The organism is Haladaptatus sp. R4 (genome assembly GCF_001625445.1).
Taxonomy (GTDB): domain Archaea; phylum Halobacteriota; class Halobacteria; order Halobacteriales; family Haladaptataceae; genus Haladaptatus.
This window is the reverse complement of record NZ_LWHG01000028.1, coordinates 467,111-487,435: the sequence shown is the minus strand read 5'-3', so window position 1 is coordinate 487,435 and position 20,325 is coordinate 467,111. Positions and strand designations below refer to the sequence as shown.

General features: G+C 61.7%; 24 protein-coding genes and 2 pseudogenes. 4 read left to right on the top strand and 22 right to left on the bottom strand.

Features of this window, described 5'->3' with window-relative positions; genetic code table 11:
* Window positions 1–11: 11 nt before the first annotated feature.
* The 11 genes and pseudogenes from A4G99_RS17520 to A4G99_RS17475 form a co-directional block, all read right to left on the bottom strand.
* Window positions 12–587, bottom strand: coding sequence for a hypothetical protein (locus A4G99_RS17520; RefSeq protein ID WP_066146487.1), 576 nt, complete (start codon window positions 585–587; stop codon window positions 12–14).
* 62 nt (window positions 588–649) lie between these two features.
* Entirely contained in the window at window positions 650–1,069 is a 420-nt protein-coding gene (locus tag A4G99_RS17515; RefSeq protein WP_066146485.1) for a hypothetical protein, read from the bottom strand.
* A 96-nt stretch (window positions 1,070–1,165) separates the two neighbouring features.
* Complete coding sequence (locus tag A4G99_RS17510; RefSeq protein WP_066146483.1) at window positions 1,166–1,606, bottom strand: cytidine deaminase; 441 nt, start codon at window positions 1,604–1,606, stop codon at window positions 1,166–1,168.
* A gap of 57 nt (window positions 1,607–1,663) precedes the next feature.
* Window positions 1,664–1,852 (bottom strand): annotated as a pseudogene (locus A4G99_RS29890) (phosphoribosylformylglycinamidine cyclo-ligase); the annotation flags it as partial.
* Between the two features lie 31 nt (window positions 1,853–1,883).
* Complete coding sequence (locus A4G99_RS17505) at window positions 1,884–2,300, bottom strand: hypothetical protein (RefSeq protein ID WP_066146480.1); 417 nt, start codon at window positions 2,298–2,300, stop codon at window positions 1,884–1,886.
* A gap of 169 nt (window positions 2,301–2,469) precedes the next feature.
* Complete coding sequence (gene purM / locus A4G99_RS17500) at window positions 2,470–3,444, bottom strand: phosphoribosylformylglycinamidine cyclo-ligase (protein WP_066146741.1); 975 nt, start codon at window positions 3,442–3,444, stop codon at window positions 2,470–2,472.
* A 544-nt stretch (window positions 3,445–3,988) separates the two neighbouring features.
* Entirely contained in the window at window positions 3,989–4,621 is a 633-nt protein-coding gene (locus A4G99_RS17495; RefSeq protein ID WP_082837884.1) for a metalloprotease, read from the bottom strand.
* A gap of 8 nt (window positions 4,622–4,629) precedes the next feature.
* Window positions 4,630–6,346, bottom strand: a pseudogene (locus A4G99_RS17490) (TraB/GumN family protein).
* 79 nt (window positions 6,347–6,425) lie between these two features.
* On the bottom strand, window positions 6,426–6,710 hold the full coding sequence (locus A4G99_RS17485; RefSeq protein ID WP_223301954.1) for a HalOD1 output domain-containing protein: 285 nt from the start codon (window positions 6,708–6,710) through the stop codon (window positions 6,426–6,428).
* Window positions 6,711–6,804: 94 nt separating this feature from the next.
* Window positions 6,805–7,149, bottom strand: a complete 345-nt coding sequence (locus A4G99_RS17480) for a hypothetical protein (protein ID WP_066146475.1) — start codon at window positions 7,147–7,149, stop codon at window positions 6,805–6,807.
* A 46-nt stretch (window positions 7,150–7,195) separates the two neighbouring features.
* The gene (locus A4G99_RS17475; RefSeq protein WP_082837872.1) at window positions 7,196–8,806 is read right to left on the bottom strand and encodes a bacterio-opsin activator domain-containing protein; all 1,611 of its coding nucleotides are present in this window, start codon (window positions 8,804–8,806) and stop codon (window positions 7,196–7,198) included.
* An 83-nt stretch (window positions 8,807–8,889) separates the two neighbouring features.
* On the opposite strand from A4G99_RS17475, the gene A4G99_RS17470 reads away from it, so the two are divergent.
* Complete coding sequence (locus A4G99_RS17470) at window positions 8,890–9,369, top strand: acyl-CoA thioesterase (protein WP_066146472.1); 480 nt, start codon at window positions 8,890–8,892, stop codon at window positions 9,367–9,369.
* 54 nt (window positions 9,370–9,423) lie between these two features.
* On the opposite strand, the gene A4G99_RS17465 is transcribed toward A4G99_RS17470, so the two are convergent.
* Window positions 9,424–9,873 (bottom strand): hypothetical protein, encoded by a 450-nt coding sequence (locus tag A4G99_RS17465; RefSeq protein ID WP_066146470.1) that lies wholly within the window; start codon window positions 9,871–9,873, stop codon window positions 9,424–9,426.
* A 79-nt stretch (window positions 9,874–9,952) separates the two neighbouring features.
* Window positions 9,953–11,143, bottom strand: coding sequence for a DUF4397 domain-containing protein (locus A4G99_RS17460; RefSeq protein ID WP_223301953.1), 1,191 nt, complete (start codon window positions 11,141–11,143; stop codon window positions 9,953–9,955).
* Window positions 11,144–11,316: 173 nt separating this feature from the next.
* On the opposite strand from A4G99_RS17460, the gene A4G99_RS17455 reads away from it, so the two are divergent.
* The gene (locus A4G99_RS17455) at window positions 11,317–11,775 is read left to right on the top strand and encodes a hypothetical protein (RefSeq protein WP_066146467.1); all 459 of its coding nucleotides are present in this window, start codon (window positions 11,317–11,319) and stop codon (window positions 11,773–11,775) included.
* On the opposite strand, the gene A4G99_RS17450 is transcribed toward A4G99_RS17455, so the two are convergent.
* Window positions 11,772–12,149, bottom strand: coding sequence for a MaoC family dehydratase N-terminal domain-containing protein (locus A4G99_RS17450; RefSeq protein WP_066146464.1), 378 nt, complete (start codon window positions 12,147–12,149; stop codon window positions 11,772–11,774). The genes A4G99_RS17455 and A4G99_RS17450 overlap by 4 nt on opposite strands.
* Window positions 12,150–12,281: 132 nt before the next feature.
* On the opposite strand from A4G99_RS17450, the gene A4G99_RS17445 reads away from it, so the two are divergent.
* Window positions 12,282–13,901 carry a rhomboid family intramembrane serine protease gene (locus tag A4G99_RS17445; protein ID WP_223301952.1) on the top strand — a complete coding sequence of 540 codons (1,620 nt, stop codon included), beginning with the start codon at window positions 12,282–12,284 and terminating at the stop codon, window positions 13,899–13,901.
* Here the strand turns inward: A4G99_RS17445 and A4G99_RS17440 are convergent.
* Together A4G99_RS17440 and A4G99_RS17435 are read right to left on the bottom strand one after the other, a co-directional pair.
* Window positions 13,898–14,530: an METTL5 family protein gene (locus A4G99_RS17440; protein ID WP_190303801.1), complete on the bottom strand. Its 633-nt coding sequence runs from the start codon at window positions 14,528–14,530 to the stop codon at window positions 13,898–13,900. The genes A4G99_RS17445 and A4G99_RS17440 overlap by 4 nt on opposite strands.
* A gap of 46 nt (window positions 14,531–14,576) precedes the next feature.
* Complete coding sequence (locus A4G99_RS17435) at window positions 14,577–14,975, bottom strand: hypothetical protein (protein WP_066146458.1); 399 nt, start codon at window positions 14,973–14,975, stop codon at window positions 14,577–14,579.
* A gap of 276 nt (window positions 14,976–15,251) precedes the next feature.
* Here A4G99_RS17435 and A4G99_RS17430 point away from each other — a divergent pair, with 276 nt between their 5' ends.
* Window positions 15,252–16,169 (top strand): triacylglycerol lipase, encoded by a 918-nt coding sequence (locus A4G99_RS17430; protein ID WP_066146455.1) that lies wholly within the window; start codon window positions 15,252–15,254, stop codon window positions 16,167–16,169.
* 143 nt (window positions 16,170–16,312) lie between these two features.
* Here the strand turns inward: A4G99_RS17430 and A4G99_RS17425 are convergent, their stop codons facing one another.
* From A4G99_RS17425 to A4G99_RS17400, 6 genes are all read right to left on the bottom strand, one after another.
* A complete protein-coding gene (locus A4G99_RS17425; RefSeq protein WP_066146452.1) occupies window positions 16,313–16,846 on the bottom strand; it encodes a hypothetical protein in 534 nt (177 codons plus the stop codon).
* 189 nt (window positions 16,847–17,035) lie between these two features.
* Window positions 17,036–18,073, bottom strand: a complete 1,038-nt coding sequence (gene dph2 / locus A4G99_RS17420) for a diphthamide biosynthesis enzyme Dph2 (protein ID WP_066146449.1) — start codon at window positions 18,071–18,073, stop codon at window positions 17,036–17,038.
* Between the two features lie 60 nt (window positions 18,074–18,133).
* Window positions 18,134–18,622: a TspO/MBR family protein gene (locus A4G99_RS17415; RefSeq protein WP_066146446.1), complete on the bottom strand. Its 489-nt coding sequence runs from the start codon at window positions 18,620–18,622 to the stop codon at window positions 18,134–18,136.
* A gap of 55 nt (window positions 18,623–18,677) precedes the next feature.
* The gene (locus A4G99_RS17410) at window positions 18,678–19,001 is read right to left on the bottom strand and encodes an EthD family reductase (RefSeq protein ID WP_066146443.1); all 324 of its coding nucleotides are present in this window, start codon (window positions 18,999–19,001) and stop codon (window positions 18,678–18,680) included.
* A gap of 151 nt (window positions 19,002–19,152) precedes the next feature.
* The gene (locus tag A4G99_RS17405; RefSeq protein WP_066146440.1) at window positions 19,153–19,656 is read right to left on the bottom strand and encodes a GNAT family N-acetyltransferase; all 504 of its coding nucleotides are present in this window, start codon (window positions 19,654–19,656) and stop codon (window positions 19,153–19,155) included.
* A gap of 36 nt (window positions 19,657–19,692) precedes the next feature.
* The gene (locus A4G99_RS17400) at window positions 19,693–20,286 is read right to left on the bottom strand and encodes a YbhB/YbcL family Raf kinase inhibitor-like protein (protein WP_082837871.1); all 594 of its coding nucleotides are present in this window, start codon (window positions 20,284–20,286) and stop codon (window positions 19,693–19,695) included.
* Window positions 20,287–20,325: the final 39 nt, after the last annotated feature.

Here is a 20,325-nt window from a genome sequence, read left to right as displayed (position 1 = left end):
AGGAATAGACGTTAGCACATGGAAATGGCAGTAGAGAACGCTCCGTCTTTCTCCACGGTGATCCGATAATTCCCGTAGCACTCGCTCGTCTCCGCCGTGGTGTAGTGCCAAGTATCAGCGGTCGGTTTCCGTTTTGTCGTCGTTTGGGCCGTCGTTCCGTCCGCTGTTACCGTTTCGAAATCGCTCGTCGTCCGAGCGCTGGTTTCCGTCTCCTTCGAGTCCACGAGTTCGGCACAGATGCGAAACGCTTCGACGCCCTCGGGGTTGGCATCCTTGAGATTGTAGCCCGCCGTCCGCCTCGAACGTGTCCGTCTCGTCGAAGACGGTCTTTCCGGTCGATTCGCGGACGACCCAGATGCGGACGGTTCGTTTCTCCCCGCGTCGTTTTGCACTTCGATGGAATGGCTCCGGTCGGTTTCTTCCAAACCGGGAGAGACGAGGGCGGCGGTACTAATCGTGACATCGGTCGTCGAATTGGTCGATAGTTCGTCCGTTGGAGCGCCACCACCTGAATCGGAGATACAGCCTGCGACAATGAGCGTGGCACCGACAGAAGTGATGAGGGCGCGACGGGTCGGTTCGGACATATCCCGACCGAAACTGTTTGTTGGAATGAGATTTCTGAGGAGAAATGACGGTGTGTCGTGATTCAGCAAATCGAATACATCGTGTTGACCGTCCCGTCCCTCTCGATTTGCACGCTAACGCTACCGTAGCATTCGTTCGTTTTGACCGTCGTACACGTCTCGTGCGCCGTCTCTCGTCGGTCGGAATCGAGCAGTTTCCCACAGATGCGAAATTTCTCCACACCGTTCGGATGTGCTTGCTCCAAATTGTACAGCGATACGTGGTCTCCTACCGAGATCACTCGCTTCGCATTGAAAATTCGTTCCCCGGTCGATTTGCGGACGACCCAGACGCGAACCCGATGCGACTTGCTGTGTTCGTTTCTCAACGAGATGGGGTGGTCCGGGTCCGGACCGTCCGAATCAGTGGAGAACACGCACCCAGCGAGGGCGAGATTTGCGCCAACGGACGCGAGGAGCGCGCGACGAGAGACCTTCGACATACTTGCCAATCCTGATCGCACGCTGTAATATGTCTTCTGAAATGATCGGATCGAGAGATATGTCGACTAGATGTTGTATCTCTGAAATCGGAGGACTCACCAGTTCCGCGTCGGAAGGAGCGCGAGCGCATCGGCTTTCCGCAGTTCGCCGTCGTGCGGGACGATAATCTCGATATCCGAACCGTAATCCGCGAGCAGTTCCCGACAGACACCGCACGCGGGAACGACTTCGAAATCGCGGTTCTCGTCGGGGAGCGGGTGGCGCACCGCGACGGAGGTTGCAAATTCGGTTTTACCATCCGCGATTGCGCTCCCGAGTGCGACTGGCTCGGCACACATGGAGACACGGCCGACGCTCGCGGGCATGCTGACGCCGGTGTACACTTCGCCGGAATCGGTGCGGAGTGCAGCACCGACAATGTGCGCGCCACCCCACTTTTCAGGGTCGAACGCGGTTTTTGTCACCTCCGTAGCGTGGTCAATGAGTTTCTCGTCTGCATCCGTGAGCGGCTGCGTTGCGAGAGAAATGTCTTTCATACATACTCTCGCGACTTTCACGACAAATGCTTTCGGTTGAAAAAGTGGTGAGACGAATTACGATAGACTCAGTCCGTGGACCTCGACGATTTCGCCTTCGGCCACGGCGCCGATGATTTCTCCGTCCGTCTCTTCAACCTGCGATTCGACATTGTCTTCAGGGAGTGCGACGACGAACCCGGTTCCCATGTAGAAGGTGCAGTGCATCTCCTCGTCGAAGACGTTGCCCTCGCCGTCCGGGAACTCGTCGTCGTAGTCGTGGATCTTCGTGGCGGAATCAACAGATGGCGTAGGTGATGCCGACCGACCCGTCCTTCTGTATCTGTATATCGACGTTCCCGTAGCACGCGTTCGTCTTGGCCGTCGTACACTGTTTGTACCCCGTGTCGCTCGAACTGGCATCGAGAATCTGGGCGCAGACGCGGAACGTCTCCACGTCCGTCGTCTCGGCCTGTTCGAGGTTGTACAGCGCGGCCGTGTCTCCCGGCCCGACCTGTCGAGTGGTCGAGAAAACGGTTTCGTCGGCCGCCTTCCGGACGACCCAGACGTGAATCGTCCGCTCCTCGTCGTACCTGTTTTCGAGCCAGATGGTGTGGTCCGAATCGAACGATTGTACCCCGGAACCCATCACACACCCCGAAATAGCGAACGTACCGGCGGAACCGAGCAGAGCGCGACGGGACAGGTTGGGCATGACAAAACCCCACACCCAAATTAAATAAATATTCTGGTAATACCCGTTCGAAGACGTAGCAGTTTCGCGCCGTGAGGATACGACTTAGCAGCGATTCAGCTGGTTTCGAGTCCTTCCACCTGTAAGTTCGACCCGACCGGATCCCCGCAGAACGAACCGCTTCCGGACGTCAGTTCAGGCTCAGGCCACGAATCTCGACGCTCTCGCCCGCTTCGACGGAACCGATGATCCGACCGTCCGTCTCTTCGACCAGCGATTCGGCGTCGTCTTCGGGAAGCGCGACGACGAAGCCGGTGCCCATGTTGAACGTCCGGTGCATCTCCTCGTCGGAGACGTTGCCCTCCTCCTGGACGAAGTCGAACACCGGTTGGACCGGGAACGGATCGGTGATTTCGTACTCGTGTTCGCCCATCCGCAGGAGGTTCGTCCATCCGCCGCCGGTGACGTGCGCGGCGGCGTGCACGTCGCGTTCGCGGAGCGCGGGAAGCAGGTAGGTGTACAGCCGTGTCGGAGTGAGAAGCTGTTCGCCGACGGTGCCCTCGCCGTCCGGGAACTCGTCGTCGTAGTCGTGATTCTTCGTCGCGGCTTTGCGGGCCAAGGTCAGGCCGTTCGAGTGGATGCCGTCGGATTCGAAGCCGACGACGACGTCGCCGACCTCGGCCTCGCCGGGAAAGATGGCGTCCTTCGGCGCGAGTCCGGCACAGGCACCCGCCAAGTCGAGGCCGGAGATGACCTCGGGCATGACGGCGGTTTCGCCGCCGACGAGGGCCACGCCCGCCTCTTCGGCACCCGCCGCGAGTCCTTTGCCGACCTGTTCGGAGAACTCCTCCGTGGGTTCGTCCACGGCGAGGTAGTCCACGAACGCGACGGGTTCGACGCCGCTGGCCACGAGGTCGTTCGCGTTCATGGCGATGCAGTCGATGCCGACCGTCGAGTAGTCGCCCAGCGCCTCCGCGACGAGCAGTTTCGTCCCGACGCCGTCGGTCGCCAACGCGAGATACTGGTCGCCGATGTCGAGCAGTCCAGCGTAGTCGGTCGTGTTGTCGATGTCCGAAACCGCACCGACGAGGGCCGCCGTCGCCGCCTCGCTCGCGTCGATGTCTACCCCCGCGTCAGAATAGGTGAGTTCCTCGTCCTCGCTCATGGTGGAACGCGTGTCCCGGGTGAGTAAAGGTTTGCTGTTCGCGGGTTCGCTCACACGGACGGTTTCGATGAAGCTAGCCACTTTGAGATGTATTTGATGGTTTTGTGAGTGCAGTTACCGAGAAGCAGATCCCGAAAGCCCCCCGTCTGGTCGCGGTCGCTCCACGAGATATTCTGGCCTCTCCACGCCGGGAGAGCTTTGCTCTCCCGAGCCGCCCCTCGCTTCGCTCGCGGCGACACAGCCCGGCCAGAATAGTTGCTTGTGGATCACACGGCGCGTGAAGGCGCACCCCAGTGCGCCCGCGCGAGGGACGAGTGACCGAACGGGCGAGGGCTTTCGAGGTCATGTTCGCCGTTGCGGAAATCACAAACCCATCAAACACGTCTCGTCGTAGCGAGCGGGCGGGGGCTTTCTGGGCCTTCTTCGTCGTCGCTGCGGTCGCAAAACCAGAATAGTCACGTCGTCGTGAGTGGGCGGGGGTTTTCGAGGTCGCATTCTTGCTAACTGCAAACCCACCAAATCCATCCCGTCATAACGAACCGCGTCACATCACGAAGAGTCCGAACAGCGCCAGCAACACGCTCGGAATCAGCGCCGCGACGAAAACCGTCGTGCTCCAGCGTTGCACCGACTTTCCGTCGAGCGGCCCCCACGGGAGCATGTTGAACCCTGCGAGGATGAAGTTGATCTGTGCGCCGCGGTAGCCGATGCGTGTGACGATGTCCGGCCCGACGAAGATGAGCGGGAAGAAGCACACGCCGAGGACGATGTTCGTCATCGGTCCGGCCAGCGCGATGAGGCCGTTTTCGCGCTCCGTGACCCCGCCGGTGTGGTACACCGCGCCGGGTGCGGCGAACAGGAAGCCCGCGAGCGCGCCGACGATGGCGAACGCCAGCATTCGGTAATCGGCGCGGAACTCGGCCAACTGACCGAATCGAATCGCCACCACCTTGTGCGCCAACTCGTGGAGCAGGAAGCCGACTCCCGCCGTGAGCAGCGAGACGCCGAACGCCTTCACGAACACCGACGTCGAAAAGGACACGCCGGGACGGAGTAGCGACTGCCCGAATTCGGGGTCGAGAAACAGCGTGAACGCGACGCCGAGCGCGACCCACGCGACCAACAGGTCGCGGATTTCTATCGTGCTGAACCGAACGCCTCCGCCGGTACTATTCACGCCGCCGCTCACGACAGCACACCCCAGATGATGTCGGCGCTGTTGTGCGCGCCCTCGACCATCAGCCGCGTGATTTCGGCGACGCCGCCGACCTGCGGGCCGAGGAACGGCAGGACGACGAACGGGAAGAGGAACGTCGCAACCATGCTCCCGATGTTCGTCATCGCCACGATGGCGATGAGTCGGAACAGCGGTACCTCAAGCATCTGGTTCATGATGTCCCCGAGGGGCAACTCCTCGTCGCTCATGATCTCGTTGAGTGTGGCGATGTCGGCGATGTTGACTTGCGTGTATTTCAGCTCCATGTAGCCCGAGAACCAACCGGGCGCGAGCAGCGGGTTGATGCTGGTCAGCCACGCGATTGCGCCGCCGACGAGCGCGCTGACCCAGTGTGCACCGGCGAGTTTCGCCAGTCCGAAGGCGAAGATGCCGTTGAACAGGAACCACGCCGCGAACACCTCGATGAGGAACGTGTGTCGCACGCCCGCCATCGCCAGCAGGATGAAGAAGGCGAAGAACGCGACGGTAATGAAGTAGCCGAGCAGTTTGAACAGCGAGAATCGATTGCCTTTCTCGGTACCGACCAGCGACTCCATCGGCGGGAGCGTACTCGGGTTGTCCAGATACCCCTGAATCCCGGCGCGGTGACCCGCGCGACGACGGCGATGACGTCGTGGCCCGCCTCCCGGAGCGCGACGAGTTTGTGTGCGATGAACGCGTCACGCTCGTCGATGAGGGCTTCCGCGCGCCGGGTGAAAACCGGCGGAACTCCTCCATCATCGCCGTGATCACGTCACCGTCGGTCAGGTCCTCGATGTCGAACTCCTCGTCGAGTTCCTCCTCTTCGACGGGGGCGCTCCCGAGGAGGAATCCGCCGAGCATCCCGAGGACCATGCCGATACCGACGCCGACGACGAGCGACGTCAGGATTCGGAGCACGACTGCGCCGATTCCGACAAGTGTGCCCGCACCGACGAGGCTGATAGCGCCGACGCCCGCCGCCGCACCGACGACGATTCCGAGCACCAGTCCGCCGCCGAGCGCGAGGTCGATACGTCGCGTCATCCCCATGGAGAGCGCGAGACTTCCGAGCACCAGTCCGGCGAACGCGCCACCCGCGAGGCCACCGACGAGTTGGAACGCGCCGGTTCCCGCGCCGAAGGTCAGTGCCCCGTTCAACCCGAGAAGCGGCGAGAGGAAGACGCCGAATATCATGGCGAAGAAGACGCCGAAGACGGCACCGCCGACGAGGCCGATGGTGAGCGGGTCGGTCACCCCGAGGGCGAGACTGCCCACCATTCGTAGCTTCTCGCGGACGCTCATCCGCGCCCAGAAGCGCTGAATCGTCATCTGAATGTCGCGGTCCACGAGTGCAACGCCGCTACCGTGCCGTTCCGCGGCCTCGATAGCGGCTTTCATGTCCGCGCCGGGTTGGATGTCGAACTCCTCACCCATCCGTGCCTGCACGTAAGATAGCATCCAGTACGCCAAAAACTGAAAGACGGTGTTTCCGTGGAGTAAATCCGATGGGTCGAGGTCCTCCGCGACCTCGCCCTGCATCTGCCGGTACCGTCCTTCGTCGAGTTCGACGGCGACAATCTCCGGTTGGTCCTCCTCGATGGCTTCTTCGACTCGTTCGACGCTTTTTTCAGAGACGTGGGCCGTTCCGACTACTCGTATGTTTCCCTCGCCGCCTCCGGATGACGGCGGGCGCTGGTCGGTCATCACTCTCCGTACTCTCTCGCTATTTTTACCAGTATCGATGATAAGGCAATTTTTCTACGCATCTCGACGGCGAATTGAACTAATCGGCGACGTGGACGAGGACGCGGCCCTGGCTCTCGACCACGACTTCGTACTCCTCGTACATGAACGAGATTTCGCCTGTAACGGACCGGTGCTGGCCGTTACCACGGGGACCGAAGACGGATTCGAGGGCGTCGACATCGACGACGTGATGAAGCGGCGGTAGCTCTTCAGGTGATCGACCGCTCGCCGACGACATCGTCTCGACGATAGTCTGGACGAGCGTCATGTCGCTACCCCACGAGTACTGGGCCGACGCGACCGGTTCGGATGTTCCTTTCAACACGGATTGATTCACTCGTGAACATATTATATCGACTCGCATGCGATTATGCGTTCAATAGTTGAGTTTTTAAGAGGGGTTCGATAGTAGGTGATTACTGTTGGACATCTCGCTCGACGACGTTCAACAGTTCGTCGTACTCGTCGGGGAAGTCCACGAATTCGACCGACTCCCTCGCTTGGTCCCAGTCGACGATTCCGACACGATCCAACAACGGGAGATGAACGTGGACGAGCGCGATCCGTATGCGGTCGGCATCGCCGTCGAGACGGTCGACGAGGTCCATCACGGAGAGGGGGTCGTCTTCACGTCGCAGGAGAACGACCGCTTCGCGCCGAGTCGGTTCCGAGAACACCTTGAAGAGCGTGTCGAGAGAGGATGGGGACGTCTCGTCCAATCGTACACCGTCGTTTTTCCTCGGCAGAGTATCGATTGTCATACCAGAGACCAACCACCGAACGGCATTGAGTAGGAAGGCTAAACGATTAGTCCCGATCCCGCTCGTCGAAGATTCCCGATAGCACCTTTCGCTCGGCGAGTCTGAGGTGTTTGTGCAAGGTGGGCGGAGCGATGTCGAGCGATTCTGCGAGTTCCTCTCCGGTGCTCCCGCGTGGCCAGTCGTAGTATCCGGCTCGATACGCCGTCGTGAGAACCGTTCGTTGACGCTCGGTGAGTCGGTCTTCGAGCGTGTCGCGGAACCGGGCGCGCGTTTCCGTCGGTTGTTCGATCGTCTGTCGGGAGATGAGTTCGGAATTCTCGAACACACCAGTCATGGCTTTGACGACTTCGCGGACGTTGCCCGTCTCCGGCATGTCGACGGTAACGCGTGCGACCCCGTCCTCCGCAGTTGCCGACCGGATGATACCGCCGTGGTTCGTCAGCACCGAAAATGCCATCGGCTCGTCGTAGCGTATCTCCAGCAGGCATTCGTCCTCCCGCTCGCTGATCCCTCGAAGATGCGTGACGCCGAACTCCCGACAGAAGTCGAGGACGTGCTCGGGATCGGCACCCTCTATCGAGACGTACAACAGCATGGCTCCGTCGGGATGCAGTATCGCGTCCTCGAACCGAGCGACGCAGTCCAACTCCTCCGAAATAACGGTGAAGAGGTACTCGTCGTCGGAGAACTGGAACGTCAGTTCGATGGTTCGGTCACCAACGAGCGCCAATCGGGTTTTGACCGCCGAGAGCGCGTAGCCGACCATCTCGCCGAGTTCGTCCAACACGTCACGCTCCGGCCCCTCGAACGCGAACGGGCGGTCGGAGTACACGCCGAGGACGCCGTAAACGGTCCGGTCGTGGACCAGCGGAACGAACGCCATCGACCAACGACCGGTGTCCGAAACGGGACCCTTCCAGTCGTGCACTTCCGTCGTGGCGTCTCGTACGACCTGCACCGAGCGCGTTCTGGTCGCTTCCACGGCTTCACCGTCGGAATCGATGAAGTCGGCCTCTCGCAGGTTCTCGGCGTATTCCTCCCCGATACCTGCCCATACCTCGGGCGTGAGGGTTTCGAGTTCGGGGTCGAAACGGGAGATGAGCGCAAACCGATACGGTTCGGCGGCCGCGATGCGGTCACACACGGCTTGTTCGATCCCTTCGACCGTGTCCGCGCGGACGACGGCGCGGTCGATGCTTCGAACGACGGCGTTGATGTGGCGGAGTTGTGTCAGTTCGTCGCGCTGTGCCTTCAGCGCGGCGTCCCGTCGCTTTTTCCACGAGGTGTCGCGGGTGACGCCGACCGTGCCGAGGAACTCCCCGTCGGACAGCACCACCGAAAAACGGATCTCACACTGGACTTCCTCCCCGGTCGCTCCCTGAAGCAACAACTCGGTCGTTCGAACCCCGTCCGGGTCGCTCGACAGCAGATCCGCGATTTCGTCTTCGAGGCGTCGCACGTCGGCACCGTCCACGAGAAGCGAAACGTGTTCGCCGAGCAGTTCCTCGCGGTCGTAACCGGTCGTTTCGGTGACTGCGTCGTTGACCGCGACGAAGCGGCCGTCGGGGTCGAGTTGATAGATCCCATCGCCGATCGCTGACACGACTTTCTCGGTCGCCAATAGTTTCGATTCCGGCTTCGTCCGCTCCCGACTCATTGGGGTACTAGCGGTCGGCGACGCGCATAACTCTGGCGCGCAAAACTGGGACGAACTAAGTACGACGCCCGAGAAGTGGACGTATGGCAGACACGGCGACGTTGATGGATTCGTACACCGAGATGACCGAACTGCTCCTGCCGAACGATACCAACAACCTCGACCGGGCACTCGGGGGAGCGGTGCTCCACTGGATGGACATCTGTGGCGCGATCTCGGCGATGCGATTCTGCGGGAACCAATGTGTCACGGCGTCGATGGACCACGTGGATTTCATCTCGCCCATCGACCGCGGCGAGGTCGCCGTCGTGGAGGCGTTCGTCTTCGACACCGGCCGGACGAGCATCGACGTGAAGGTGGACGTGCACGCGGAGGACCCGCGCAAGGGAATCAACCGCGAGACGACGACGTCGTATTTCACCTTCGTCGCGCTGGACGACGACGGCAAGCCGACGCCCGTTCCCGAACTCGAATGTCCCGACGAAAACCAGCAGGCGCTTCGTGACACCGCCCGCGAGGAGCGTATCGAACAACTCCAGAGACTCGTCGAACGAATCGACTGAGGCGTGGTTTCGGTCGAGCGCCGCGATAGGAGTGAGGGGCACGGAACCGGTGACTCAGTCGGGGAACCGGGTTCGCCGACGAACCGAGGCTAACGCACCGACCCGTGAGAGGAGTCCGTCGACGAGGACGGCGATGGCCAACAACGTCTCCGCAACCATGGCGAAGAGACCTCCGAAATAGACGCCAGAACTGGTGAAAACGGCCGAATACAACGCCCACAGGCAGACGAGCAAACAGGGGACGGCGGCAACCGCGAGCATCACATTGACGGGCGCGGTGACGCACGCGGCTCGAAGGACGAGCGAAAGCGCGAGTAGTAGCGGAAGCCCGACGAACAACAGCGACAAGTTCGGTCCACGAACCGGGAGAATCGACGCGACTGCTCGCAAGAACCACCCCAAACCGGGAACGAAGTCGAACACCCCGGTTACGAGAGCGGCAGTCAATGCGATACCCGCCGCGACAGCGTACGGGCCGTATTCGATCGCTCGACGTCCGTTCATTTGTCAACTAGTATTACTCAACACACTTATTATTATCCACGAGTCTGACGCTCACGAATTCAAAAAAACGGCGGGTGGTCTACTTGCTGGTCGTGGTAGTTGTAGTGGACGAGGTGGTCGTGTTCTCCGTCATCGTCGTCGCTTGCGTCGAGGTGGCCGTCGCGTTCGTTGCTGGTGTTTCAGTCGTCGCGTTCGTCGACGTGGTCGTCATCGTGCCCATCGAACTCGTCGTTCGTGGCGTCGTGGATGTGGCCGTTGCGGTCGTCGAGGTCGTTGCGGTCGTCGTCGCTGTAGCCGTCGGCGGCGTGGTCGTCACGTTCCCTGCTGCCGTGAAGTCGGTAACGAGGATGAGGTCGAACGGCCTGTCCGGCGTCCCCTGCGGGACGAGATCGTGGTCGACGTATCCCGCCGCGAACGCGGAGTAGGCGGTGCTCTCGTTCAGCGTGACGTCGAACGTCTTGAGCACCGTTCCGTCGTCGTTCGCGGTCGCGCGACGGACCTCAAGCGTGTAGTCACCTGCCGGAACTTCCTTGTACGCCGTCGCGTTGCGGAACGACACGTCGTCGAACAACGTGGTGTTGGTCCCCTTGACAGTCACGTCCACCGGTCCCGCTCCGATGGCTTCGTGGACGAGACGGACGGAGGCGTTCCCCTGTCCGGGCGCGGTGAAGTTGTCCTCGTACACCACCGACTCGAACGCGTTATCACCGCTTCCCGAGAGCAATCCGGTCGCCGCGACGGTGTAGTTCGTGCCCGCGTCGAACGTCACGTTGTTCGATGAGACGACGGTGCTCGGGTCGCCCGCGGCGGTGATCGTCACGTTGTGCTCGCCCGCCGGGAGACTCGTGTAGTCGGTCACGTTCCCGTAGGACAGGTTGGAGACGGCCGTCTCGTTGTCCACGAGGACATCGACCGGCGGCGCGTCCGGCGACATGTGCGCGACACGAACCTGTGCGTTCCCCGTTCCGTTCGACGTCGTCGTTCGATTCGTGGCGGTCGTTCCGTTCGACGTCGTCCGACTCGTGGTCCGGTTCGCGGCAGTCGTCATCGTCTCGTTGGCCGTCGTGGACGTCGCTGCCGCCGTGGTCGTTCCGCCCATCGCGGTCGTCGTATTGGTTGTCGTTGCGTACGTCGTTCCATTCCCCATCGTCGTTTGACTCGTCGTCGTACCGCCGCCGCTGGCCATCGCCCCGATACCGGCGAACCCGGCACCGACGGCGAGTAGCGCTGCGACGAGCGTGACTCCGAGTGTACGTGTCGTGTCCCTCATTCCGGATCGTTCGTCGGCCAGAACGTGGATAAACCTCCCCGACCGTCCACGCGTGTAACGGCTGTTTTCGGGAACGTAACTTCGATTTCCGGCGATTCGTCGCGGTCGAAATCCACACCTACCGTGCCTGCCCTGAAGGAACGCTTATCCGAGCACCCGTTCTATCCGGATTCATGGGACTCGACGTACCTGCCCCTGATCCGCCGACGCTTCAGGCCGAGACGGACGTTCAGGAGTACGATGACGTGTCGGTCGCGGGCGAGCGGGACTACCACCGCGACGAACTGGAAGACTTCCTCCGCGAGGGTGCGTGGGAGGAATCGTTCGACCAGTGGGCCGAACACACCGACCTGGAGGAACGCGAGTTCGAAACCGCGCTGGAGTTGGACCTCTTTTCGGAGTTCGACTTCTTCTGGGACGACTTCGCGAACCGCGTTGGCTACCACGCGCCGGGCATCCCCGAGGACTGGAAGGTCAGGGACATCCACCCGGACATCGACTCGTGGAACGCCGTCTCGTCTATCAACGCATCGCTGACCGAACTCGGACAGGTCGTCTGTGACGTCCTCGCGGAGAACTACGTGGACTGGGAAGCGGAGTTCGAAGCGCCCGACGACTTGCCGGACTTCTAATTTCTGAAGATAACGCCGTCGATGTCGCCCGCGAGGACGACCTCGTCGTCCTCGTTCTTACAGGCGAACGAGACGACCATCTCGTGGCGTTCCGGACTCGAAACGACATCTTCGACCGTCGTCTCGCAGGTGATTTCCTCGCCGACGTACACCGGCCGTCGAAACTGGAACGTCATCTCCCGCGCGATGAAGTCCATGTCGCCGCCGATTTTCGTGGGGAGCGTCGCCGTCAGCAGGCCGTGGACCATCGGCGTCTCCCCTTCAACGTGATGCTGTCCCCGGTCACCCGAGAGGTCGGCGAACGCGGCGACCTCTTCGTTCGTGAACGTCCGCGAGAAAGTCCTCGTCTCGCCCTCTGTCGGCGTCGTTGTCATACCTCGATGTTCTCACGAACCGACCTAACGTTTTCCGCGGACGCGACCGGCCGGTAGTCGCGGCGACCGCGGACGTGTTCGTTTTATGGTATCGCGGTTACACGGTCCGAACATGGTGTCGCCGTTCGCTGGGTGGCCGATGCAACTCGGCCTGTTGCTCGGCCTGTTGGTTTCCATGGTCGTCGTCTGGGGATTGGACCTCCGCGCGGACGGTGGGGGAGAACGCTCCGGAAACGGTTTCTCTTCGGAATTCCGTGGGGGACGGTCGTCAGCGTTTCGGGGGTCATCGCGGTGTACCTGTTCGTACAGGACGGCTGGAACCACTGGTACAATCCCGTAACCGTCGCGTTCGCGTCGTGGTCGTATCTCTACCCGCTCGGCATGCTGACGGGACCGTTCTCTCACGTCGGACCGAGCCACTTGCTCGGTAACATGACGAGCACGCTGGCCGTCGCGCCGCTGGCCGAGTACTACTTCGGCCACTATCCGCCGAACGACGGCGAAACGTCGTTTTCCTCGTGGCGGACGAACCCGTGGGTCCGGGCGTTCGTCCTGTTCCCGCTCGGTGTCGTCGCCATCGGACTCCTCACCAGCATCTTCTCGTGGGGTCCCGTCATCGGCTTCTCCGGCGTTTTCTTCGCGTTCGTCGGGTTCGCACTGGTCCGCTATCCGCTCGGAACGGTCATCGCGCTCTCGGTGCAGACCGTCGTTTCGACACTCTATTCGGCGTTTCACGACCCGCAAACGATCGCACACGCGACGACGAGTTTCTCCCGGCCGTGGTGGTACGGCATCGCCATTCAGGGTCACACGATGGGTTTCTTCCTCGGCGCGGTCGCGGGCGTCTATCTCCTCCGGTCGCGCGGCGTTCGGCCGAGCGCGCTTCGAGTGTGGGCGGGTGGGTTCGTCGTTCTCGTCTCATCGTCGTTGTGGGCGCTCTGGTGGTATCGCGGCATGGAGACGTTCGTCCTCTTTCGCGCGCTGGGCGTCCTGTTCGTCCTCACGTTGGCGACGCTGGTCGCCGTCGCGGTCCGCACGACGGACCAACGGACGTTCTCGCCGAGCGCGCGACAGGTCGGAACGGTCCTGCTGTTGATTCCGATCATCATCATGGCCGGTGTCGCCGCCCCGTTGAACCTCACGACGGTCCATCGAAACAGGGCGGACGCCCTCGATACGGGTGTGACGGTCGGGGATTACACCGTGACGTACGCCGAGAACGTGCCGAACCGCAAGGTGTCCGTCATCGACGTGTCGGTCGGCGGCGAGACGACAGACGTGAACACTAGCGGCGTCATCGTCATCAACCCGGATCGGGAGATATGGTCCCGTGAGGTGTCGAAGGGGCAACTCGCGTACGACGGTGTGGCGACGGTCAGGGTCGGCGGCGTCGGGTGGGCGAAAGCGGTGACGGTGCGACGCACCGGATGGACGGTCACCGGCGGCGGTGCGGCGTATCAGGTGTGGATTCGGTCGCCGAAGGGGCGATGGAAGCACGTCTTCTCGTCCGACTCGGTGACGGCGAACCCAATCCTCGCCGGGAACAACGTGTCGGTCGTCCCACGGAAGGGGCGGTTCGTCCTGCGATTGTCGAAGAACAACTCCACCGTCGGCACAGCACCGATGCCGGGGAAAAACTCGACGGTGACCATCGACGGTATCAGGTTCACCCGGAAGAAGAACAACCACGTCATCGCCGCCGTCAACGATACGCGCATCGAAGTCGCCAAAAAGGAACAGTACGGCGGCTAACGCCACTCGATTCTGAAAACCTCGGCGTCGAGAACCGTCCGCTCCCGTTGCTGGAACTCGAACTGCCGCGAGAGCGGCAGTTCCGCACGATACGCGTGTGTCACTTCGGCGTCGGCGTCGTCGGCGAAGGATTCGACGAACTCCACACTTCCCTCGTTGTGAATCGAGTAGGACACGTCCGCGATGTCAGCGGTCGTTTCGAGAAATGCCCGGTCAGCGTGTTCGTTGCCTTCCTGTGCCCCAAACGGTGGGTTCATCAGGACGGTGACGGGGGAGTCGGACTCGGCGGTGTAGAGCGGTACACGGGTCGCATCGCCCAGTAGCCAGTCGATGGAAGCGGACGGTTCGACTCGACGCTCGTTCTCCCGCGCTTGTGCCAACGCGGTCGGATCGCAGTCGAGACCGACGACGCGCGCTGGCAAACGAGTCGCCGCGCCGATGGCGAGCATTCCGGTTCCGGTTCCGAGGTCGAGGACGATTTTCCCCGCGATATCGTGATGGATGTCCGCGAGATGGACGAGGTGGGCCGCGAGGTCCGCGGGTGTCGGGTACTGCTCCAACTCGACGCGTGGCTGGTCGAACGTGGAGACGGCAGAGAGACGTCGTTCCAGCGCGCGTTTTCCCATGATCGGGTGGACGCGGTGGGACGACGTAAGAGACAGGTTTTAGATCGGATCAGGCGTTCAGCGTCAGCGGTCCGTCCAGTTCGAGCGTGACGCCTTCGCGGCGGGCACGCTCCTTCAGCGCGGCGAGGGATGGGCGGACTTTCGACTCGTCTTCGACGGTATCGAATTCGACGGTGACGGTACCCGCGCCGATGAACGCGGCGGTTCGGATGTACTCCCGAATCCGGTCGGCCTCGTCCTGCGTGGCGAACGAGCAGTCGGCGTCGAAACAGGCTTCGACCGTCACACCGGCCGGGACGAAATCGTTCGCGGCGAGTTCCGTTTGCAGGTCGCGCAGGTCGTCGCGCGAGGACGGAAGCGCAGTCGCTTCGAGCGTTACCGGGGTTTTGTCGGTGGGTCGGCAGCCTTCGATTGCGGTTTCGATCGTGGATGGACGAGTTACGCTCATGGTTACCACACAATACCTACTGGGAATACAAAAAGGTTTGTGTATGTCTAGTAGTAATCTCGGTTGGTCAAACGGCTGTTCGCCGGGTCACCCTCGACGTGAACCGAACGGCGATTTCCGTGTCGGAGTCGCGGGTCATCGAGTACGAGGGACGGATATATCGAATCGGGCGTAAGGACGCGTGAAACCGCTCGGATGGATGTATTCGATCTCGCGAACAGAAACCCTAACGAATTTTGCAACAGATTTAATATCTGGAATGGGCTCTATGAATTCATGCCGCGCGACACCGACAGAAACTCAGAGGCGACCGAAACGACCGAGATAACCCGTCGGACCATGCTGAAAGGGACGGCCGCGGCGGCGGTCGGACTGGTCGGCGTCACCGGAACCGCCGCCGGGTTCGAAGGCGACGACGGGGACATCACCGGACCCGCGGATTTCCCCCGCGCGACGACGCGCGGTCATTTCGACATCAACTGGCTGTACGAGGAGGAGTTGACCGACGGGCACACGAAGTGGGATTACAGCACCGTCGGGGACATACCGGGCTACGGGAGCGCGAATCCGGAGGAAGTCGTCATCTCGGTTCACGGGTGGTTGGTCGCGCCGGACGAGGCGCCCGACCACTTCGAGACAGTCAAAACCTCACTCCGGAACAACGGCTACACCCATCCGGTCATCGGGTTCAGTTACGACTCGGACACGCGCATCGACCAGTGGTGGCCCGCGACGGACATCGCGGAGCGAAACGGCGCGAAACTCGCCAACTTCATCACCGACTACCGCGCCCGAACCGGCGCTCGCGTCCGCCTCATCGGCCACTCGCTCGGCGGGCGGGTCGTCCCATCGACCATCGGGGCGCTCGACTCGCTCGGCTACAGCGATTACGTCGAATCGGCGACCCTGCTGGGCGGGGCCGCCGACGACGAATCGGTGGCCGTCGACGGCGAGTACGGTCCCGCCATCGCCAACGTCGTCGGCGAGTTCGACAACTTCTGGAAATCCGACGATCAGGTGCTCACGTGGGCCTATGGAACCGCCGAGTTCGACTCCGCCGTCGGGGAATCGGGATGTGAAGGGACGCCGCCGGAGAACTACGAGGACCACAACGTCGATTACGTCCCCGACCACTTCTCGTATCACGAACCCGGCGACGGGTGTATGCCTGCGGTCGTTGGGGAGTTTCGATGAGCGAAGCGAAGGAGAGCCAGAAAAAGCTCCGCTTTTTCGCAGTTTCAGTGAGCGTAGCGAACTGGACCCAGTCAGAACCCGTTCCGACGCAGTTCTGACGAACGACGAAGGAGTGAATCAGAGCACGAAACACGGAACCGGATTTACGCGTCGATTCTATCGGTTGTCTCGCCGCGCGGGCGGCCGTACCGCGCGGCGAGTTCGTCCAGTTCGGCGGCGTAGCGCGCGTCGAGGCGTTCGACCTCCTGACGGCCGTTGTCGGTGAGAATCCAGTCGGTGACGCGGGAGTCGTCCGAAGTTTCGGAGTAGGCGTTCGGGTCGGCGCGGTCGCCATTTGAGGTTCCCAAATCGAATCGATCCTCCCGTAGTTCCGACTCGGAGAGTTCCTCGACGCGCCGGACGAGCCCTTTCTCGCGGAGTTGCGTGAACGTCCGTCGGATGGTCGATTGGCGGACCGTGCCGCTTTCGGCTGTCCGCGGGCCGATGTTGCCGTATTCGCCTCGCCTGATGACCGCCGCGATGTCGTCCAACACGCCGCCGACGGTCGTCGGCGTTGAGCGTTCGGAGTCGTCGCCGACCATATGGTTCAGGATGGTTCGTTCGACGTGGCCGCTGGTCAGCGGTTGCTCCGTCATGGGTTGTTCTTCAGCTTCGGCAGATTCCGTGTTTTCTACCATACTAAATGGTACGCATTTCCGTTGCATTAAGACTTTGGAATGCAACGCTTTTGTGGTCGGCACTGGACGAGTATGAGAGCGGGGAGTTCGGTCCGCGAATCGAGAATTCGAGTGTCATCGAAACGAAGGGAGAGATATCCTGGACGGAGTTGCGGCGAGAAAGGAGAGAAAAGCGCTACAAATATTTTCCTACCACGTGCCGTGGAAGGTGTCGAATTCGAGGGAATCTAACGGTTCGTTGCCGACGGCGATTTCGTACTCGCCGGGCGTGAGCATGGGCTTGTGGAATCGCGGACCGTCGTCGGTGGTGATGCGCGGGCACCCGGTGTTGACGAAGGCGTCCATGTCGAAGTTTCTCAACCTATCCGGCGTCACCTCGTCCATCGTGATGAGGTAGGCGTTCTCGTTCCCGTCGAGGATGTCCTGTGCGACGTCCCAGCGACCCTGTCCGATTTTCGTGCAGAAGATGACGCCCCACTTCTCGGCGTCCATCGCGCGGTGGACCGCGCCGTAGCGCTGTTTGAGGAATTTTTCCGTGTCCGCCACGGTGACGACGTTGTTCACGGGGTCGGCGATGACGACCGTCTTGTCGGGATGCTCCATCGCCAGTCCGAGCGGGTGGAACTTCCCGCCGCCGACGTACAGCACTTGGTCGGCGTCGATGTCCGCCGAGGCGTAGTTGCAGCCGAGAACCTGTCCCTCGTGGGTGAGTCGGTCGTCGCCGCGCCGCGTGTGCACGTCGAAGCCGCGCTCTTCGAGCCATTCCCGCATCCGCTCGAACTGGTTCATGTGCTGAGCGGTCGTGACGAGGCCGATATCGCCGACTTCGAGTTCCTCCATCGACTCCTCCATGATGGGGAAGACGTCCACGTTCGAGAACAGCGGGACGTAGATGACCTTGTCCGTGTTCTTCATCGGCGAGTGGCCGAAGTGGACGAACACGTCGGTGCGCTTCATCAGGTAGGTGTCCAGGTCACAGGCTCCGTAACAGGGTTGCCCCGAGAGAAGAATCGTCACGTCGTCGGGGAGCAGTTCGCGGAGGTCGTCGGCCACCTGCGGGCCGCGGCGTTTGAGTCCCTCGGGGAACTGCAGTCCCACTTTTTCGGCGTCGCGCTCCTCGACCGCTTCGATGATGCGTTCGAGTTCGTAATCCCATTCCCGGTCGTGTTTGAGAGCCATCCCGGTGTTTCGGAGGTCTCCCTCGCTGTACTCGCTCTGTTCGCTCATTACACCTCCCTTGCGGCCGAGAACTTTTAACCCCGACGTTCCCGGTTTCTCCCTCCTCGCTCAGTTCAGCCGCCAAAGTTCGTAGTTCAGCAGGGTGGCGAAGCTGACCCAACAGAGGTAGGGGACGAGCAGCGCGGCCGCCCGCCGGTCGATGCGAGCGAACGCGACCATCGTCGCGACGATGGCGACGAGCAGGGCGAGGATGACGGCCAGTCCTCCCGCGGGCCACTGCATGCCGAAGAAGACGAGCGTCCAACTCGCGTTCAGGACGAGTTGAACGGCGAAAACACCCAGCGCGAATCGGTTGTCACCTCGTCGCCAGACGAGATAGAGCGCGATTCCCATCAAGAGATACAGCGTCGTCCACAACGGTCCGAACACCCAACTCGGCGGTGTGAATCCGGGTTTTTGAAGCGTCGTGTACCACGTCGCCACCGAGGTTGCGGTCAGTATCGAGGGAACGATTCCCGCCAGTTCACAGACGACGATGCTCACGAGCAGGGCAGGCACTTCGCGCCACGAGAACGATTGACGGCGGACTATCTCCATGCGTTCGCTACGACACGAAAAAGGGTGTCCCTTTCCCCGAACTACGTTGGTTCGACTAGTTTAGTTCGTCCAACTGTACCGTCTCGTCGAGGATGAGCGTCGGACCCTGTTCCATGTCGATGAACTCCGCGGCGTCGGCCATGACTTCCTTTCCCTTCTCGGAGTCGAACGCGGCCTTCATGTCCGCCGTCGAGTCGAAGTAGAGTTCGAGGACGCCGTCGTAGCCCGCCTTCTCGGGGTCCTTCGAGACGGAGGTAACGTACTTCTTGACGTTGGGGAGTTCCTTCGCCAGTTCGGAGTGTTCGTCCAGCCAGTACTCCTCGAACTCCTCGTGGCTCATGCCGTCCTTGCGGACCAGCAAATCGACCATCTTTATCATGGAATGTGAAATCGTTTCCCCGGTAACTTCGCTGTATCGACTGGCGGCCGAAAATCGGGAATGGGGAACGGGGAATCGGGAATCAGGAACCGAGAACCGAGAAGAGAAATGAGATTTCACTCCCGGAGCGGAGCCGGATAGGTAAGCGTCCTTATGGTTTCATCCGTGGCAATCCCCGAGGTTTCATCCGACCCATCGCCCGCCAGGTCGAACACCTGAAACGCTTCGTCGGACGAGTCGAGCGGATTCTCGAACCCGGCGGCGACGGCCGCCGTGAATCCGAACCGTCCGTAGTAGTTCGGATCTCCGTGGAGAAAGACGAGGTCGTCACCCGCCGTCCGGGCGCGTCGAGGCCGATTCGGACGAGTCGGCTCCCGACGCCCGAACGCTGGTGGTCGGGCGCGACGGCGAGCGGCGCGAGCACGAGCGCCCCTCGTTCTTCGTCGTCATCGAGCGTGGCGTCCGTGAACATGACGTGGCCGACGATTTCGTCGTCACGGTGAGCGACGAGCGACAACGCAGGACGAAATTCGGACGACTCGCGGAGTGCCGCAACGATGTCCGCCTCGTCGCGGCGGCCGAACGCCGCGGCGACGACGTCGCTGATTTCATCGATCTCGGTCGCCTGCTCTTGGCGTACAGAGAAATCGTTCATTACTGGTCGTCACCGTCGTGGGACGAAATAAGTTCACTATCCCCGTCCGAATTTCGCCGTGAATCGGGTGCTACCCTGTCGTTTCCCGTCCATCGCGTTCAATAGGACGTCGCGTTTCGCACCCGCGTCGAGTCCGAGTTTCTCGTCGAGCAGGTACAGCGTGAATCGGTAGGTGTGCGGGCCGTCGCCCTTCGGCGGGCAGGGACCGCGGTAACCGATTTCGTCGAATCCGTTCGTCCCCTGTCGTGCCCCGCCGAGCGAATCGACCGTCTTCGATCCCGGAACGCCGCCCCCGATCCGGTGGGTGTTCGGCGGGAGGTTCCACAGCAACCAGTGGGTGAAGATTCCGCTCGGTGCGTCGGGGTCGTCGACGATGATGGCGAGCGATTCCGTGTCGTTCGGGACCGACGAGATTTCGAGCGGTGGCGAGCGGTCCTTTCCGCTACAGGTGAACTCGGTCGGCACGCGGCCGCCGTCCTCGAACGCGGTCGTTTTGAATTCCGTCATGGTGTTCGGCCTCGATTCCGTTCGCGTCGTCCGGTCGTTCCCATCGTGGCGAACGCCTGTGCACCCCGACAGGGCCACGCCTCCCCCAGCGACGCCGACGAGGAAGGTCCGTCTTCGGAGCATCGATGGGACGTTCGACGCCCGCGGTAAAATGCCCTGTTG

Coding starts and splice junctions, on each gene's coding strand:
- A4G99_RS17435 (WP_066146458.1), bottom strand. CDS start 14,975: ATGAGCGTAACTCGTCCATCCACGATCGAAACCGCAATCGAAGGCTGC.
- A4G99_RS17515 (WP_066146485.1), bottom strand. CDS start 1,069: ATGTCGAAGGTCTCTCGTCGCGCGCTCCTCGCGTCCGTTGGCGCAAAT.
- purM (WP_066146741.1), bottom strand. CDS start 3,444: ATGAGCGAGGACGAGGAACTCACCTATTCTGACGCGGGGGTAGACATC.
- dph2 (WP_066146449.1), bottom strand. CDS start 18,073: ATGAGCGAACAGAGCGAGTACAGCGAGGGAGACCTCCGAAACACCGGG.
- A4G99_RS17510 (WP_066146483.1), bottom strand. CDS start 1,606: ATGAAAGACATTTCTCTCGCAACGCAGCCGCTCACGGATGCAGACGAG.
- A4G99_RS17400 (WP_082837871.1), bottom strand. CDS start 20,286: ATGCTCCGAAGACGGACCTTCCTCGTCGGCGTCGCTGGGGGAGGCGTG.
- A4G99_RS17480 (WP_066146475.1), bottom strand. CDS start 7,149: ATGACAATCGATACTCTGCCGAGGAAAAACGACGGTGTACGATTGGAC.
- A4G99_RS17470 (WP_066146472.1), top strand. CDS start 8,890: ATGGCAGACACGGCGACGTTGATGGATTCGTACACCGAGATGACCGAA.
- A4G99_RS17410 (WP_066146443.1), bottom strand. CDS start 19,001: ATGATAAAGATGGTCGATTTGCTGGTCCGCAAGGACGGCATGAGCCAC.
- A4G99_RS17415 (WP_066146446.1), bottom strand. CDS start 18,622: ATGGAGATAGTCCGCCGTCAATCGTTCTCGTGGCGCGAAGTGCCTGCC.
- A4G99_RS17450 (WP_066146464.1), bottom strand. CDS start 12,149: ATGACAACGACGCCGACAGAGGGCGAGACGAGGACTTTCTCGCGGACG.
- A4G99_RS17460 (WP_223301953.1), bottom strand. CDS start 11,143: ATGAGGGACACGACACGTACACTCGGAGTCACGCTCGTCGCAGCGCTA.
- A4G99_RS17465 (WP_066146470.1), bottom strand. CDS start 9,873: ATGAACGGACGTCGAGCGATCGAATACGGCCCGTACGCTGTCGCGGCG.
- A4G99_RS17475 (WP_082837872.1), bottom strand. CDS start 8,806: ATGAGTCGGGAGCGGACGAAGCCGGAATCGAAACTATTGGCGACCGAG.
- A4G99_RS17455 (WP_066146467.1), top strand. CDS start 11,317: ATGGGACTCGACGTACCTGCCCCTGATCCGCCGACGCTTCAGGCCGAG.
- A4G99_RS17520 (WP_066146487.1), bottom strand. CDS start 587: ATGTCCGAACCGACCCGTCGCGCCCTCATCACTTCTGTCGGTGCCACG.
- A4G99_RS17505 (WP_066146480.1), bottom strand. CDS start 2,300: ATGCCCAACCTGTCCCGTCGCGCTCTGCTCGGTTCCGCCGGTACGTTC.
- A4G99_RS17425 (WP_066146452.1), bottom strand. CDS start 16,846: ATGGTAGAAAACACGGAATCTGCCGAAGCTGAAGAACAACCCATGACG.
- A4G99_RS17430 (WP_066146455.1), top strand. CDS start 15,252: ATGCCGCGCGACACCGACAGAAACTCAGAGGCGACCGAAACGACCGAG.
- A4G99_RS17405 (WP_066146440.1), bottom strand. CDS start 19,656: ATGAACGATTTCTCTGTACGCCAAGAGCAGGCGACCGAGATCGATGAA.